16 protein-coding genes are annotated in these 15079 nt (G+C 63.4%); 11 read left to right on the top strand and 5 right to left on the bottom strand.

What is annotated here, in order from left to right; translation table 11 throughout:
* Positions 1–8: 8 nt before the first annotated feature.
* The 3 genes from HDE76_RS05530 to HDE76_RS05520 form a co-directional block, all read right to left on the bottom strand.
* Positions 9–1193 (bottom strand): efflux RND transporter periplasmic adaptor subunit, encoded by a 1185-nt coding sequence (locus HDE76_RS05530; protein ID WP_184505894.1) that lies wholly within the window; start codon positions 1191–1193, stop codon positions 9–11.
* Between the two features lie 145 nt (positions 1194–1338).
* Entirely contained in the window at positions 1339–2697 is a 1359-nt protein-coding gene (locus HDE76_RS05525) for a HAMP domain-containing sensor histidine kinase (RefSeq protein ID WP_184505892.1), read from the bottom strand.
* Positions 2690–3388 carry a response regulator transcription factor gene (locus HDE76_RS05520; RefSeq protein WP_184505890.1) on the bottom strand — a complete coding sequence of 233 codons (699 nt, stop codon included), beginning with the start codon at positions 3386–3388 and terminating at the stop codon, positions 2690–2692. Before HDE76_RS05520 ends, HDE76_RS05525 begins: the two co-directional genes overlap by 8 nt.
* A gap of 214 nt (positions 3389–3602) precedes the next feature.
* On the opposite strand from HDE76_RS05520, the gene HDE76_RS05515 reads away from it, so the two are divergent.
* The 10 genes from HDE76_RS05515 to HDE76_RS05470 all read left to right on the top strand — a co-directional run bounded on the left by HDE76_RS05515 (position 3603) and on the right by HDE76_RS05470 (position 12505).
* Positions 3603–3941, top strand: a complete 339-nt coding sequence (locus HDE76_RS05515) for a YerC/YecD family TrpR-related protein (RefSeq protein ID WP_184505888.1) — start codon at positions 3603–3605, stop codon at positions 3939–3941.
* A complete protein-coding gene (hisG, locus tag HDE76_RS05510; protein ID WP_184505886.1) occupies positions 3938–4831 on the top strand; it encodes an ATP phosphoribosyltransferase in 894 nt (297 codons plus the stop codon). The genes HDE76_RS05515 and hisG overlap by 4 nt, the downstream gene beginning before the upstream one ends.
* A gap of 102 nt (positions 4832–4933) precedes the next feature.
* On the top strand, positions 4934–6256 hold the full coding sequence (gene hisD / locus HDE76_RS05505) for a histidinol dehydrogenase (RefSeq protein ID WP_184506647.1): 1323 nt from the start codon (positions 4934–4936) through the stop codon (positions 6254–6256).
* Positions 6253–7359 carry a histidinol-phosphate transaminase gene (gene hisC / locus HDE76_RS05500; protein ID WP_184505884.1) on the top strand — a complete coding sequence of 369 codons (1107 nt, stop codon included), beginning with the start codon at positions 6253–6255 and terminating at the stop codon, positions 7357–7359. The genes hisD and hisC overlap by 4 nt, the downstream gene beginning before the upstream one ends.
* Positions 7356–8420 (top strand): bifunctional histidinol-phosphatase/imidazoleglycerol-phosphate dehydratase HisB, encoded by a 1065-nt coding sequence (gene hisB / locus HDE76_RS05495; protein ID WP_184505882.1) that lies wholly within the window; start codon positions 7356–7358, stop codon positions 8418–8420. Before hisC ends, hisB begins: the two co-directional genes overlap by 4 nt.
* A complete protein-coding gene (gene hisH, locus HDE76_RS05490; RefSeq protein WP_179480331.1) occupies positions 8420–9010 on the top strand; it encodes an imidazole glycerol phosphate synthase subunit HisH in 591 nt (196 codons plus the stop codon). Before hisB ends, hisH begins: the two co-directional genes overlap by 1 nt.
* 11 nt (positions 9011–9021) lie before the next feature.
* Positions 9022–9750, top strand: coding sequence for a 1-(5-phosphoribosyl)-5-[(5-phosphoribosylamino)methylideneamino]imidazole-4-carboxamide isomerase (gene hisA / locus HDE76_RS05485; protein WP_184506645.1), 729 nt, complete (start codon positions 9022–9024; stop codon positions 9748–9750).
* Positions 9744–10514 (top strand): imidazole glycerol phosphate synthase subunit HisF, encoded by a 771-nt coding sequence (gene hisF, locus HDE76_RS05480; protein ID WP_179480333.1) that lies wholly within the window; start codon positions 9744–9746, stop codon positions 10512–10514. Before hisA ends, hisF begins: the two co-directional genes overlap by 7 nt.
* A 31-nt stretch (positions 10515–10545) precedes the next feature.
* Positions 10546–11187, top strand: a complete 642-nt coding sequence (gene hisIE, locus HDE76_RS05475; RefSeq protein ID WP_184505880.1) for a bifunctional phosphoribosyl-AMP cyclohydrolase/phosphoribosyl-ATP diphosphatase HisIE — start codon at positions 10546–10548, stop codon at positions 11185–11187.
* Positions 11188–11194: 7 nt separating this feature from the next.
* Entirely contained in the window at positions 11195–12505 is a 1311-nt protein-coding gene (locus tag HDE76_RS05470) for a hypothetical protein (RefSeq protein WP_184505878.1), read from the top strand.
* 359 nt (positions 12506–12864) lie between these two features.
* On the opposite strand, the gene HDE76_RS05465 is transcribed toward HDE76_RS05470, so the two are convergent.
* Together HDE76_RS05465 and HDE76_RS05460 are read right to left on the bottom strand one after the other, a co-directional pair.
* A complete protein-coding gene (locus HDE76_RS05465; protein ID WP_184505876.1) occupies positions 12865–13248 on the bottom strand; it encodes a DUF4406 domain-containing protein in 384 nt (127 codons plus the stop codon).
* Entirely contained in the window at positions 13245–13847 is a 603-nt protein-coding gene (locus HDE76_RS05460; protein ID WP_184505874.1) for an NUDIX domain-containing protein, read from the bottom strand. The genes HDE76_RS05465 and HDE76_RS05460 overlap by 4 nt, the downstream gene beginning before the upstream one ends.
* Positions 13848–13905: 58 nt before the next feature.
* Between HDE76_RS05460 and HDE76_RS05455 the strand changes: the two genes are divergently transcribed.
* A complete protein-coding gene (locus tag HDE76_RS05455) occupies positions 13906–14685 on the top strand; it encodes a DeoR/GlpR family DNA-binding transcription regulator (RefSeq protein ID WP_221262312.1) in 780 nt (259 codons plus the stop codon).
* Positions 14686–15079 lie beyond the last annotated feature (394 nt).

Genomic DNA, 15079 nt, shown 5'->3' with positions numbered 1-15079 from the left:
TCCGGGGCTTACTGCGACTGCAGCGCCAGCGCGCTGCTGATAAACAGCGCACCGTTGCCGGCCAGCTTCTCGCCGGGACTGAGGCCGGCAAGAATCTGATCCATGCCATATTGTTGGAGGCCCAGCCGAACCTCTCGCCGTTCGAAGCGCCGACCGTCCTGCGTGGTGAACACGGTCATGCTGCCATCGCCTTCGCGCACGACGGCATCCGGCGGCACGGCCACCGAAGGCGTCGGTGCGCCGGTCTGTATCGTAAAGCTCGCCATCGTCTGCGGATGCAGCTGATGCTGGGGATCGTCGATCTGCGCCCGCACGCCGATGCGGTGGGTGCCGGGGTCGGCTGCGCTGCCGATGTAGCTGATGGTGCCGTGCAGCTTCTGCTGCGGTAGACCGTTGACGCTGACCTCGACCGGCTGGTCCATCCGCACGCGGGCAATCTCGTCTTCGGGTACGTTGGCCACCACCCAGACGCTGGAAAGGTCGGACACCACAAATGCCGGCGAGGATGCGCCCGGCTGCACCAGGGTGCCCGGCGCAATATTGCGCGCGGTGACGTGGCCGTCGATCGGGCTGCTGATCGTCAGCGTGTTGTCGATCGTGCGCGTGGCGATCAGGTGATCGATCTCGGCATCGGATTTGCCGAAGATCTTGACCGCGTTGCGCGACGCCAGATAGTTGCCGTGCGCCGTTTGCTGATCCGACACGGCCTGCTCCAGATCCTTCTGCGCATTGGCCTGCACGACGAGCATCTTGCGCGCTCGCTCAAGTATCTTGCTGGAGAGATCGAAGACGGCCGCGTTCGAAATCAAGGCCGATTCCGCCTGAACCAGATCGGGGCTCTCGACGGTGAACAACACCTGGCCTTTCTTGACGTCGTCGCCCGCCCTGGCCCGCACCGCGAGCACACGGCCCTGGTAAGGCGAGTAAATTTGTGCCGTGTTGTCCTGATTAAAGTCGACGTATCCGAGCGCATCCAGGCGGGCATCAAAGGCCTGTGTGGTGGCGCGGATCACATGCACCTGCGTCGCCTGCTTGTCGCTGATCGTTACGCTGTCTGTCGCGCCAGCCGTTTTCGGCGGGGTCGAGTCGGCGTTGGGGCTGGCCGTGCGGTTCGAAAAGTGCAGCCAGCTCCACGCTGCGACCAGCACGATCACAGCAGCAACCGCCCAATGTCGATGACGTCGATGGCGCATGCCTGTTCCGGTTTTTCTTGGTTCGCACGGGATATCCGGCGCACGACGAGGCCGTGCCGGCCAGTGCAGCGCCGATCACCTTATCGGCCACGCACGAGGACGAACAGTTACGATCCGGAAAGGTTGGGCGGGCCGGCGAGGCAGCTTAGTCGCGCGGAAGCCGGATGCTCACACGCAGCCCCGGCTGGGCGTCTTCGAGCGCCATCCGGCCGCGGTGCAGTGCGACCACCGCGGCCACGATCGACAGTCCCAGACCGTTGCCGCGCAGATGCCGGCTCGCATCGACGCGGAAGAAACGCTCGGTAGCGCGGCCGATCAGTTTGGGCGGAATACCGGGGCCGTTGTCCTCGACGACCAGGCAGAGGCTTTCCGGCTCAGCGGTCACGCGCACCGTCACCTGCGTGCCGTGGCCGGCATACTTGAGCGCGTTGTCGAGCAGGTTGGCCATGACGCCAGCAATCAGGTCGCGATCGATCGAGGCATGCGCCGTCGTTTCGATGGCCAGCGCCATGGTCTGGCCCTGATTCTCAGCTGCCGGCTGGTACAGCTCGACGATGTCGGTAATCACTTCGCCCAGTGGCATCGAGGCGAAGTGCTGACGACGCACGCCGGATTCGGCTTCGGCGATTTGCAGCAGCTTGTCCAGCACGGTAGTCACCGCATCGATTTCGTCGATGGCGTACTGCGCACTGACCGGCAAGCGCTCGGCATTCGACGGCAGGCTCAACGCCTCTTCGAGGTTGCCGCGAATGCGGCTCAGCGGCGTTCGCAGATCGTGCGCAATGGCATTGGACACGTCGCGCGCGGTTTCCATCAGGCGCTCGATTTCATCGAGCATGACGTTGACGTCGTGCGCCACCATCGCAAACTCGTCCCGCGATCGGCCGACGTCGATGCGCTTGTCCAGATTGCCGGCGGATATTTCCGTCGTCGTGAGGTGGATGGCGTTGAGTTGCCTTTTCAACTGCCGACGAAACAGCCACGCGCCGAGCGCCGCCAGCACCAGCGCCAGCAGGCCGCCGAGCGACAGCGCGGTGACGCTCATCCGTTCGAGCTCGCGCTGATCGCGCATGTCGCGTCCCACCACCAGCGTGCTGCCGTCGGGGAAGCGATAGATCAGCAGGCGGCTGACCGAGTCTCGCCCCAGCCGCTTCACCGGCTGTTTGAGCAGTTCGTTACTGTGACCGCTGAGACCGGGCCACGCGGTGAGGTTGCCGATGATCTTGCGGCCCTGCGGATCGACCAGCAGGTAGATCTCGGTATCGACGTCGCGATCGTCGGTCAGCAGAGTGTGTATCTCGTGTTCGAGCGCCGGCTGGCCCGCCTGATGGCGTATGTCGATCAGGCGGCGGGAGGTCGCGGTGAGCTGCGCGTCGATATTGCGGGAGATCAAACCGGCGGTGCCGACATAGAACACCGTCGAGATCAGTGCGACCGACAGCAACAGCAGCAGCCCGTAGCCGACGGCCATGCGAAACACCACGGAGTGGCGGAAGCTAGCCATCGCTGACGTTTTCACCGGGCGCTCGCACGGTATAACCCGCACCGCGCACGGTGTGGATCAGTGGGGTGGCGGCGTCCTTGTCGATCTTGGTGCGCAGTCGGCTCATCTGCACGTCGATGACATTGGTCTCGGGGTCGAAGTGGTAGCCCCACACCGCGGTCAGCAGCATTTTTCGCGTAACGACTTCGCCCTGGTGGCGAACCAGATACTCCAGCAGCTGATATTCCCGCGGCTGCAGAATAATCGGCTGCTGGTCACGAAATACGCGGCGCGCGCGCGTGTCGACTTTCAGATCGCCGACAACGAGCACGCCCATATCCTCGCGCTGTCCGGCGCGACGAATCAGCGCCTCGATGCGCGCCAGCAGTTCATCGAACGCAAACGGCTTGGTCAGATAATCGTCGCAGCCGTCGCGCAGGCCGCGCACGCGCTCATTCAGGCTGCCGAGCGCGCTGAGAATCAGCACCGGGGTGGCATCGCCGCGCCCGCGCATGGTCGAGAGGATGTCCAGGCCATCGAGCGCGCCCGGCAGCATGCGATCGAGCACGACCACGTCCCAATCCGCTTCGTTGACCTTCGACAGCCCGCTCGCGCCATCGTGGCAGGCAGTCACGCTAAACCCTTCGCGCTGCAATCCATCCTGGATCAGCTGCGCGGCGGCCTGGTCATCTTCGATTAGCAGACAGCGCATGCGCGGAGACTTTCCGATCAAGGTAGGGTTGTGAAGCAGCCAGACTTTTCGGCTGTTTCCGCATGATAAGCGACTCGTCGTTCTGGTGCGTTGTCAGCCGCTGGCTAGCTCAGGAGCAGGGTGCCTGCTTGCCTGAACAATCGCATCCTGGCTGTTTGCACTGCCTAAGTGCGATCTGTAAGATGCAACCATTGTATTAACGCATTAGTACGTTATGAAGCGCCGATCGCTCGATCCAGAGACACCCGACGCATCCGCCAAGCTGAGCCTGTGCGAGGCGCTGCTGTCGTTGAAGAACGCCGAAGAGATGGGCGCTTTCCTCACCGATCTGTGCACGCCGGCAGAACTCGAAGTGCTGGTGGATCGCTGGCGCGTCGTGCCGTATCTGCTGGAAAGTCTTTCGTACCGTGAAATCCATGAGCGCACCGCCGTCAGCATCACGACCATCGGACGGGTGGCGCGCTATCTCAATCAAGGCAACGGCGGTTACCTGGCGGCGGCAGCGCGGGCGGCGCGGCGTCAATCGCAGACAGCAAAAAAGGCCAGGGCATGAAACAGCGTGATCGACTTCGTATAGCGATGCAGAAATCCGGACGGCTGACCGAGCCGGCGCTGGAGCTGCTCAACCGCTGCGGCCTCAGCTTCCGGCAGAGCCGCGACAAGCTGTTCTGCTTCGGCGAAGGCGAGCCGGTGGATCTGCTGCTGGTGCGCGATGACGATATTCCCGGGCTGATCGCGCAGGGCGTGTGCGACCTCGGCATCGTCGGCCGCAACGTGCTGGACGAGTTCCGCCTTACAACGGGGCGCGACGCCGCGCCGCTGAATGAACTGCGCCCGCTCGGCTTCGGCCGCTGCCGCCTGTCGATCGCCGTGCCGCAGGAGCTGGATTACCAGGGCCCGCAGACGCTGGAGGGCGAGCGCATCGCCACCTCCTATCCGGGCCTGCTCGGCGAGTGGCTGCGCACGCATGCGGTCAACGCCAGTGTGATCATGCTGTCGGGTTCCGTCGAGATCGCGCCGAAGCTCGGGACCGCCGACGCGATCTGCGATCTGGTGCAGAGCGGTGGCACCCTGGTCGCCAACCAGCTGCGCGAGGCCGAGGTGCTGCTGGAAAGCGAGGCCGTGCTGGCCGGCCCGCTGACCCTGCCGATCGACGAGCGCGGCGACATGCTGGAGCTGCTGCTGAAGCGCCTGGACGGCGTGATCCAGGTGCGCGAATCGCGCCTGCTGCTGCTGCAGACCTCGCGCAGCTCGCTGGAGGCGATCACCCGTCTTTTGCCCGGCGGCCCGCAGCCGACGCTGCTGGCGGTGGCCGGCCAGCCCGATCAGCTGATGCTGCAGGCGCTGTGCGCCGGCGAAGTGAGCTGGCGTCAGCTGGAAGAAATCAAGAAAGCCGGCGCGCGCGAGATGTATGTGCTGCCGGTGGAAAAAATGCTCGCCTGAGCCGGGCTCGCAGCCTGAGAAAAAATCAATCATCACGTCGTAATGAGCAAGGTTGTCATGAACAAGGCTTTCGCAAATCCCATCGCCGTTGAACCGACGCCGATGAAGCGGCTCGACTGGAGCGCGCTGAACGAGGCAGGGCGTCGCGACGCGCTGGCGCGGCCCGCACAATCCCGCGCGGACGATCTGCGCCGTGGCGTCGAGCAGATCATCGCCAGCGTACGCGCCGGCGGCGACGCCGCCCTGCTCGAGCTCAGTCAGAAGTACGACCGCTGCACGCTGGACGCGATCGAAGTCACCGAAGCCGAATTCGATCAGGCCGAGGCCGCGCTCGATCCGGCGTTGAAACAGGCAATCCAGGAAGCGGCCGGGCGCATCGAGGCGTTCCATCGCGCCGCCGCGCCGCAGCCGGTGAGCGTGGATACGGCGCCCGGCGTGCGGGTAGAGCGAGTGCTGCGACCGATCAGCCGCGTCGGCCTCTACGTACCGGCGGGCAGTGCGCCGCTGCCCTCGACCGCGCTGATGCTGGGCGTACCGGCGCGCATCGCCGCCTGTCGCGAGATCGTTCTGTGCTCGCCGGCGCGCACCGATGGCCGCTGCGACGAGGCGGTGCTGTACGTGGCGCGCCTCACCGGCGTGCACAAGGTCTTCAAGCTTGGCGGCGCGCAGGCGATTGCCGCCATGGCTTACGGTACGGCCAGCGTGCCCAAGTGCGACAAGTTGTTCGGTCCGGGCAACGCCTGGGTCACCGAGGCCAAGCTGCAGGTCTCCGGTGATCCAGACGGCGCAGCCATCGACATGCCGGCCGGCCCGTCCGAAGTGCTGGTCATCGCCGACGCGGAAGCCGATCCGGCCTTCGTCGCCGCCGATCTGCTGTCGCAGGCCGAGCACGGGCCGGATTCGCAGGTGATTCTGCTCAGCCCCTCGGCCGACATGCTCGACATGGTCGCCGGGGAAGTGGATCGCCAGTGTGCGGCGCTGCCGCGCAACGCCATCGCCGCACAGGCGCTGGCGCAGAGCCGGTTGATCAAGGTCGATTCGCTGGCGCAGGCGATCGAGGTCAGCAATCGCTACGCGCCGGAGCATCTGATTCTGCAGGTGCAGCAGCCGCGCGATCTGCTGGAAAGCATCGACAGCGCCGGCTCGATCTTCCTCGGCGCGTGGACGCCCGAGTCGGTCGGTGACTACTGCAGCGGCAGCAACCACGTGCTGCCGACCTACGGCTACGCGCGCAGCTACAGCGGCGTATCGGTGGCGAGTTTCCAGAAACAGATCACGGTTCAGGAAGTGACGCCCGACGGCCTGCGCGCAATCGGCCCCTGCGCCGCCACGCTGGCGGCCGCCGAACAGCTGGAGGCCCATCGCCGCGCGGTCACCCTGCGGCTGGCCGTGCTGGATGGCGATGCCGAAGGGAAAACGTCATGAGCGTGCTCGATCTCGCGCGTGCGGAAATTCGCGCCATGCAGCCGTATTCGTCGGCACGCATGGAGGCCAGCGGCGGCCGCATATGGCTCAACGCCAACGAGTCGTCGTGGTTGCCTGAGGGCGACGCAGGAGCCGGCTGCAACCGCTACCCGGAACCGCAGCCGGCGGCCTTGATCGACGCCTTGGCGACACTTTACGGCGTGCGCCACGAGCAGCTGCTGGTCGGTCGCGGCAGCGACGAAGCGATCGACCTGCTGGTGCGCGCGTTCTGCCGTGCCGGCGAGGATGCGATCCTGATCCAGCCGCCGACCTTCGGCATGTACTCGGTCTGCGCACGCACGCAGAATGCCGCGGTGATCGAGGTGGCGTTGCGAGACGACTTCACCCTGGACGTCGATGCGCTGCTGGCGGCGGTGACGCCGGCAGTGAAGCTGGTGTTTGTCTGCACGCCGAACAATCCGACAGGACAGATCGTGCCACGTGCCAACATCGAACAGTTGGCGCAGGCCTTGTCCGATCGCGCACTGCTTGTCGTCGACGAGGCCTATATCGAATTTGCCGACGTCGACAGCGCGATCGCGCTGATCGATCGCCACGAAAACCTCGCCGTGCTGCGCACGCTGTCCAAAGCCTGGGCGTTGGCCGGCGCGCGCATTGGCAGCCTGCTGGCGTCGCCACCCATTATCGCTTTGCTGCGCAAGATCATGGCACCGTATCCGCTGCCGTCGCCGTGCGTGGTGGCGGCGTTGTCCGCCTTGTCTGCGTCGGGTCAGCAGAATGCGCGCGATCATCTGGCTATAGTGAAAGAGCAGCGCGACGTGATGAAGGCGGCGCTGTCCCAGCTTGCCGGCGTGCGCGAGGTGCTGCCGTCACAGGCGAATTTTCTGGCCGTGCGTTTCGACGATCCGGGCGCTGTCTACGCGCGCTTGCTGGCCGCGGGCATCGTGGTGCGCGACGTTCGCCGCTATCCGCACTTGGGCGACGCGCTGCGCATCACCATCGGCACGCCGCAGGAGAACGACAACGTGCTGGCCGTATTGACGAGTCCGACGATGGATAGCCGGGATGTCGCCGAAGCATTGGCTGTAGGAAAACCACGATGAGCCGCAAGATTCTTTTTGTCGATCGCGACGGTTGCCTGATCGAAGAGCCTGCCGATGAGCAGATCGACAGCTACGAGAAACTCGCGCTGCTGCCCGGCGTGATCGCCGCGCTGCAGCGCTTCGTCGCCGCCGGTTATCAGCTGGTGATGGTGACCAATCAGGACGGTCTCGGTACGGACAGTTTTCCCGAAGCCGCCTTTGCCGGACCGCAGGAGCTGCTGCTGCGCATCCTCAGCTCGCAGGGCATTCGCTTTCAGGAAATCCTGATCGACCGCAGCTTTCCGTATCAGCATCTCGACACCCGCAAGCCCGGGGTCGGCATGATGCGCCACTACCTCGCCAGCGACGACTGGAGCCGCGCGGCCTCGGCGATGGTTGGCGACCGCGAAACCGATCTGCAGTTTGCCCAGAACATGGGCGTGCGCGGTTGCCGCGTGGGCCCCGCGGGCATCGGCTGGGACGCGATTGCGCACCAGCTGCTCGACGCGCCGCGTACGGCCAGCGTAGTGCGTAACACCAAGGAAACCCGCATCACCGTCAACGTCGACCTGGATCGCGTCGCCGATCCGCAGGTGCATACCGGCCTGGGCTTTTTCGATCACATGCTGGAGCAGATCGGCAAGCACGGCGGCTTTGCGCTGGAGCTGCGCTGCGAGGGCGATACGCATATCGACGAGCACCACACGATGGAAGATTCCGCGCTCGCTTTGGGTCAAGCGCTGAAGCAGGCGCTGGGCGACAAGCGCGGCATCGGCCGCTACGGCTTCACCCTGCCGATGGACGAGTCGCGCGCAGTCGCGGCGCTGGATCTGTCGGGACGCCCTTACTTCGTCTTCGAAGGCAGCTTTCCGCGCGAGCGCGTGGGCGATGTGCCGACCGAGCTGGTGCCGCATTTTTTCCGCTCCGTCTGCGAGACGCTGGGTGCGAACCTGCATCTGAGCGTGCACGGCGACAATGCGCACCACATGGTCGAAGGCTGCTTCAAGGTGTTTGCGCGCACCCTGCGTCAGGCCATTCGCCGCGAAGGCAGCGAACTGCCCAGCACCAAGGGCACGCTGTAATGAGCGTGGTGCTGGTCGATGCCGGTGGCACCAATATCGGTTCGGTGCGCTATGCGCTGCAGCGCTTGGGCGCGGATGCCCAGCTGACCTCGGACGCGGCGACGATTCGTGCGGCCGACAAGGTGATTCTCCCCGGCGTCGGTGCCGCAGGTCCGGGCATGGCGCGCCTGCGCGAGCTGGACCTGGTCGAGGTGATGCGCAACCTGACCCAGCCCGTGCTCGGCGTGTGTCTGGGCATGCAGCTGCTTTGCACCCATTCGGAAGAGGGCGATACCGACTGTCTCGGCGTCGTTCCCGCCGTCGTGCGCCGTTTCGACGATATGCCCGGACTGCGCGTGCCGCACATGGGCTGGAACCGCCTGGTCGGTCGCCAGCCTCACGCGCTGCTGGCAGGGCTCGGCGATGATGACAGCGCCTATTTCGTGCACAGCTACGCGGTGCCACCCGGCAATTACTCTCTGGCGACGACCGACTTCGGCGGCGAGTTTTCGTCAGTCATTGCCAACCATAATTTTCATGGCATGCAGTTTCATCCCGAGCGTTCGGCCGCCGTGGGTGCCAAGCTGCTCAAGAATTTCCTCAGCCTGTGAGTACGCAAGCCGTGAGTTTGAACGTGATTCCCGCCATCGACCTGCGCGGCGGCAAGGTGGTGCGCCTGAAGCAGGGCGACTACGCGCAGCAGACCACGTACGAAGCCGACCCGCGCGAGCTGGCTCAGCGTTATGCGGCGGCGGGCGCCCAGTGGCTGCACCTGGTCGATCTCGACGGTGCGCGCTCCGGCAGTCTCGATAACCTCGCCGTGATCGAATCGATCGCCGCGAACGGCATGCGGATTCAGGCCGGCGGCGGCGTGCGCAGCGAGGACGACCTGGCGCGCTTGTTCAGCGCGGGCGTGAGCCGGGTGGTGCTCGGCAGCGTGGCGATTCGGGAGCCCGAGCTCGTCGCCGACTGGCTCACGCGCTACGGCGCCGAGCAGTTGACCATTGCCCTCGATACGCGTCAGGTAGATGGCCGTTGGGCGCTGCCCAGCGCCGGCTGGACCGAGATGGAAACGCGCACGCTGGACGAGCTGGCGCCGTGGTACGCGAGTAAGGGCGCGCGGCATCTGCTGTGCACGGATATCAACCGCGACGGCATGCTGGCCGGCTTCAATCTCGATCTGTATCGCCACCTGGCGGAAACGGTTCCGGATTTGGCCGTCCAGGCGTCCGGCGGCGTGCGCTCGCTGGACGATATCCGCGCGGCGCGCGAGGCGGGCGCGACGGGCGTGATACTCGGTCGTGCGCTGCTCGAAGCGCGCTTCACTATCGAGGAGGCGTTGGCATGCTGAGCCGTCGGATTATCCCGTGCCTCGACGTGCGCGATGGGCAAGTGGTCAAGGGCGTGCAGTTTCGCGACCACGTCGTGATGGGTGAAATCGTCGATCTGGCGCTGCGCTATCGCGACGAGGGGGCGGACGAGCTGGTGTTTTACGACATCACTGCCAGCCCCGAAGGTCGCAGCGTCGATCGCGGCTGGGTCGAGCGGGTGGCGCGCGTCATCGATATCCCGTTCTGCGTCGCCGGCGGCATTCGCTCGGTCGATGAAGCGCGCGCGGTGCTGCACGCCGGTGCCGACAAGATTTCGGTGAACTCGCCCGCGCTGGAGCGCCCGGCGTTGATCGACGAGCTGGCCGCCGCGTTCGGCGTGCAGTGCGTGGTGGTCGGCATCGACTCGTTACGCGATGCCGACGGCGAATGGCACGTGCGGCAATACACGGGTGACCCCAACAAGACCCAGGCGCTGGCGCGCCGAACGCTGGACTGGATGATCGAAGCGCAGCAGCGCGGCGCCGGCGAGATCGTACTCAACTGCATGGGCAGCGATGGCGTGCGCAAGGGTTACGACCTCGAGCAGCTTTCCGTGGCGCGTGCGGTATGCCACGTGCCGCTGGTGGCTTCCGGTGGCGCGGGCACGCCCGAGCACTTCCGCGATGCATTCATCGAAGCCGATGTCGACGGCGCCTTGGCCGCCAGCGTGTTTCACTCCGGCGCCATCGCCATTCCCGAACTCAAACGATACCTGCGCGCCGAAGGCGTGGCGGTACGTTTGTAACCCGCGCTGCACGTAGTCAAGGAACGTCGCGATGAGCGATTCGAATACTGATCTCAAGCGCCTCGACTGGGCCAAAGGCGACGGTCTGCTACCCACTATCGTGCAGCACTGGCAAAGCGGCGAAGTGCTGATGCTCGGCTATATGAACGCCGAAGCGCTGGCGCACACGCAGGCCAGCGGCCACGTCACGTTCTTCAGCCGCAGCAAGCAGCGCCTGTGGACCAAGGGCGAAAGCTCCGGTCACGTGCTCGCCCTCAAATCCATCCGCATCGACTGTGACGCTGACACCTTGCTGGTGCAAGCCGAGCCGCATGGCCCTACCTGTCACGAAGGTACATCCAGCTGTTTCGGCGACAGCGCCGACGTACGCCCACCGCTGGGCTTCCTGGCAGAACTCGACGCACTCGTCGCACAACGCCACGCCGAACGACCCGAAGGCAGCTATACCACCAGCCTGTTCGAAGGCGGCATCCGCCGGATGGCCCAGAAAGTCGGCGAAGAAGGCGTCGAGACAGCGCTGGCCGCCGTCGCGCAGGATGACACCGAACTGCTGGGCGAGTCGGCGGATCTGATCTTTCACCTTGCGGTGGTATTGCGCGCGCGCGGGCTATCGCTGGCCGATGTGGCGGCGTTGCTGGCCGAGCGTCATTCCCATCGAAGCGGCAGCGCCTGACATTCGATTGATACATGTTGCTGGAAACCTTGCGGCGTTCGTGTTTTGCTCTCTTCGCGGTGCCAAACACAACGACAACAGGACGGTCATTCTCGTGTTCATCCGGCGTATGCGACGCGTTGTTTGGGTGGTGTGGCTTTGGTGTTTCTTTGCGGCGTTTGCTGTGCAGGCAGCGGATCGTCGTATCGCCACTGACGCGGAATTGAAGCAGTATTTGACAGATACGCCGCAGGGGCAATCACCTCTGGATGCTTTGTCACCCGGCGGGCGCAGACGTTTTCTAGGAGAGCTCGCATTCGGCAGACTTGGCCTGGGCTCAGTACCGCTAGACGATCCTTCAAACGAGCTTACCCATCCGCAGGTTGTTCGGCTCTTTGCCTTGTTTGGTGTTGAGGAATTTGCGCAAGGGTCGGGGATTTCCCCGGAGCGGCAGGCTCGCATCCAGCAAGAGCGGCTTGCCGATGCTGCCGCGCGCGGTTGTGGCATCAAAGACTGCCCGGAAAGCGACATCGAAAAGCGCTACGACCAACTGGTTTTGGCAAAACCTGATTTTTCCCTGCCGGATGCTCGACGATTTTTGCTGGACGGGCAGCGGTACGATCGCCTCTTCCAAAGCTATCAGACGCCAGCAAAACTGCGTGCGGTCAGCAGTCCAGATCTGCGGCTGTTGAAGCGTGCAGGTGACAGGGTGGTCAGTTACTCCCCTACAGCTTCGCATCTCGACGATCTCCGGAATGATCTCGATGAGATGCAGCAGCGTCACATGGCGGAGGACCAGGACTACGCCGGCCTCTATCAGGCTCTGGTGACGAGTCGGCAGTTCGCGAATGCTGAAACGGTGGCAAGGCAGCACCCGGCTCTGGGTGTGGATGCTGCACCGACCTTGGTTACAGGCAGCGTGCTACTGAAAGGGCAGCCGACCGCGCTCTCGCTGGATGCGCAAGCTCACACAATGCGCCGGGAAGCCTTCGATCTTTCGCAGCCCTTACGTATTGTGATCGTGGCTTCCTGCCATTTTTCGGAGGATGCAGCGCGCGCTGTGGAGTCGGACCCACAACTGCGGCCACTGTTCGCCCAGCACGCCATCTGGCTCGCCAGCCAGAGCGAAGCATTTCAATCGGTGGCAGAGTGGAACCGCAAGCTTCCCGATCAGCCGATCCACGTTGCCTGGCAAGACAGCGAGTGGTCGATGCTGGACGATTGGTCGATGCCGACGTTCTACGTATTCCGCCACGGCCGCCTGGCGAAGAAATTCAGGGGCTGGTTTGACGTCCAGACGCTGAAGCAATCGTTGCGCGATGCGGGCGCTTTGCGCTAACCAACTCTCTGAAACCAAATGGTTGCTTGAGTGCAGCATCTGCCAAATGCCAAAGAAAGTCGGCGAAGAAGGTGTCCAAAAGGCGGCAGCAGCCGTAGCGTAGGAAGATGCCGAACTGCTGGGCGTGAACTATCACCTTACGGTGGTGTTGCGGGCACGCGGGCTATCGCCGGCGGATGTGGCGACGTTGCGGGCTGAGCGGCACGCTGCGCGCGTCGGGCATTGAGGGAAACATCGCAAGGTAGCGGCTGCGAGTCAATTAGTCTGAATTAGCTGAGTTTTTGAGTATCCGTTTTCGGCCAACAACGGCCGGTCGGCTGATCCAATTGCGCGGCCAGAAGCGGACGGTCAAAAAAGATTTAATTGATCTCAGGGGAATGTACGGTCATTGGTATTTCGCTCAACGAGCGGTAGACCGGCAGCCCCATTTCCATTGCTCGGCGTACATCTTCGTCGGCGCCTCTGGATGGGCCATCAATGCGCCATAGCGCGTCACAGCGACTGAGTAATCGCTCTGCTGCCGGATACAGAAAGGCCTCGCTGATCTCGTCACCTGGTTCGCTCGAACCTGCCTCGCGTGCCAACGGAAGGGCGAGCCATTCGCCGATCATGGGTACGTGGCCTCGCAGGTATACCGCGAGGGCTGCCTGTTCAAGAACTTGCAGGTTTCGGGCAGCCTTGACTGGATCACCGTCAGTGCCACTCCGAAATGGGCCCGCGATGAGGACGAGGAGCGGTGTCATGGTGAGGCCTCCGCTCTAACAAACAGATGCAGCGCGGCATATTGGAGCAGCATGATGGTTTTTCCATCAGCAATTTCGCCACGACAAACCATCGCCAGAGCCTCCTCGAATGGCAGCTCCAGCACCTCGATGTCCTCGCCTTCAGACTCAATGCCGCCACCGGCACTGACTCTTGACGCGCTGTCGTATTCGGCAACGAAGAAATATAGCTTCTCTGTCACGGATCCGGGGCTCATGAACGCCTCGAAGACCTTGCGTACATCACCCACGCGATAACCGGTCTCCTCCTCCACTTCCGCCCGAATTCGCTGCTCCGGCGTTGCATGGTCGAGCAAACCGGCCGGCGCCTCAACCAGCATGCCGTCATGGCCGTTGACGTAGGCAGGAAAGCGGAACTGACGGGTCAAGACCACTCTTCTCGAGGCTAGTTGATAGAGCAGCAAGGCGGCGCCATTGCCGCGGTCGTAGGTCTCACGTTGCTGACGCTGCCAACTGCCATCAGCGCGGCGAAAGTCGAAGGTGGTTTTCTTCAGCAAATACCAGTCATCGGACAGCACCTGGCTCTGGATTACGCGGACTCGCTCGGCGGTTTCGGTCACGGCACCCACTCACGGCTGGACAAAAAGTGACAAAAACCGTATCGTGCAATATCGTGCAATGTCAATTACTTTCGTGCATTTCATGCTGACCAAACATCGCAAGCAATCCATTCTTGCCGCGCTCAAACGAGATGGGCAGGTCATCGCCAAAGCGCTCAGCGCATCGTTTGAAGTGTCGGAAGACACGATCCGCCGCGACCTTCGTGAGTTGGCTTCAGAAGGCCTGCTTCAACGGGTGCATGGTGGCGCGTTGCCATCATCGCCGGCAGTGGGAGATTTCGTTCAGCGACAGCAGATCAATACCGTTGCCAAATTGGCGATTGCTCGTAAGGCAGTAGAACTCATGCTGCCGGGACAGGTTGCGATTCTCGACGGGGGAACGACATGCGTTCTACTGGCGCGCCACCTGCCGCCGACACTTGAGGCGACCATCGTTACGCATAGCCCGAGCGTCGCGGTGGAATTGGTAAATCATCCTGGTATTGAGGTCGTAATGATCGGCGGCCGCCTGTTCAAGCATTCTATGGTCGCGGTCGGTGCTGCGGCTATTGAAGCGATCACGCATATTCGTGCCGACGTCTATTTCATGGGAGTGACCGGCATTCATCCAACCGCAGGATTGAGTACGGGTGATCTGGAAGAGGCTTACATCAAACGGGCGCTCGCCGCACGCGCCGCGGAAGTCGTAGTGCTTGCTTCGACCGAGAAGGTCAACGCTGCCTCCGCCTATGTCATCGCGGAAGTAACGGCCGCAAACACCGTCGTGGTCGAGCGCAAAACCCCGAGGGCATTGACTGATCCTCTCGCTGCCCTAGGCCTTACGATCTTGCACGCTTAGTTCATGGCGTACCTCGCGTTGATGTGCAGCTTTTGCGTTGCAAGAGATTATGCCTGTGCGACTGACTGTAGCGGATCCATCGCGGCTTGCCCGGCCGCTATCGAGCGTGCAAAGGCTGCGATCGGCCAAAAGCGGCCAGTCGAGGTCTCAATTGAGCTGCCAGAAAGCTGCCGCTCGCCGGATAGACTGCAGCACCGCGCCCGGCAAATTGTTCGTGCACGGCAGAGCTGGGTCGACCAGCCGACTGTGATCGACGCATGCTTTTCACGAAGCTGGCAATTGTTCAATACCGGATTGAATTGGCCGTTGGGAGTACCGACCTGACTGCTTACACGACGTGGCAAAGATCAGGTGGTGCTGGTAGGCCAGCAAGAAGGAGCGCCATGCAAGTTAG

Origin of the sequence: Rhodanobacter sp. ANJX3, from assembly GCF_014200755.1 — a bacterium.
In the GTDB taxonomy this organism is placed as follows: domain Bacteria; phylum Pseudomonadota; class Gammaproteobacteria; order Xanthomonadales; family Rhodanobacteraceae; genus Rhodanobacter.
The sequence above is the reverse complement of the archived record's forward strand: the minus strand, read 5'-3'. Positions and strand labels throughout refer to the sequence as shown.

Excerpts from the sequence above, each read along its gene's own strand:
- hisG (WP_184505886.1), top strand. The coding sequence starts at position 3,938 with ATGAAACAGCGTGATCGACTTCGTATAGCGATGCAGAAATCCGGACGG.
- hisB (WP_184505882.1), top strand. The coding sequence starts at position 7,356 with ATGAGCCGCAAGATTCTTTTTGTCGATCGCGACGGTTGCCTGATCGAA.
- hisH (WP_179480331.1), top strand. The coding sequence starts at position 8,420 with ATGAGCGTGGTGCTGGTCGATGCCGGTGGCACCAATATCGGTTCGGTG.
- hisIE (WP_184505880.1), top strand. The coding sequence starts at position 10,546 with ATGAGCGATTCGAATACTGATCTCAAGCGCCTCGACTGGGCCAAAGGC.
- hisD (WP_184506647.1), top strand. The coding sequence starts at position 4,934 with ATGAAGCGGCTCGACTGGAGCGCGCTGAACGAGGCAGGGCGTCGCGAC.
- HDE76_RS05520 (WP_184505890.1), bottom strand. The coding sequence starts at position 3,388 with ATGCGCTGTCTGCTAATCGAAGATGACCAGGCCGCCGCGCAGCTGATC.
- HDE76_RS05465 (WP_184505876.1), bottom strand. The coding sequence starts at position 13,248 with ATGACACCGCTCCTCGTCCTCATCGCGGGCCCATTTCGGAGTGGCACT.
- HDE76_RS05455 (WP_221262312.1), top strand. The coding sequence starts at position 13,906 with ATGTCAATTACTTTCGTGCATTTCATGCTGACCAAACATCGCAAGCAA.
- hisF (WP_179480333.1), top strand. The coding sequence starts at position 9,744 with ATGCTGAGCCGTCGGATTATCCCGTGCCTCGACGTGCGCGATGGGCAA.
- hisC (WP_184505884.1), top strand. The coding sequence starts at position 6,253 with ATGAGCGTGCTCGATCTCGCGCGTGCGGAAATTCGCGCCATGCAGCCG.
- HDE76_RS05515 (WP_184505888.1), top strand. The coding sequence starts at position 3,603 with ATGAAGCGCCGATCGCTCGATCCAGAGACACCCGACGCATCCGCCAAG.
- HDE76_RS05530 (WP_184505894.1), bottom strand. The coding sequence starts at position 1,193 with ATGCGCCATCGACGTCATCGACATTGGGCGGTTGCTGCTGTGATCGTG.
- HDE76_RS05525 (WP_184505892.1), bottom strand. The coding sequence starts at position 2,697 with ATGGCTAGCTTCCGCCACTCCGTGGTGTTTCGCATGGCCGTCGGCTAC.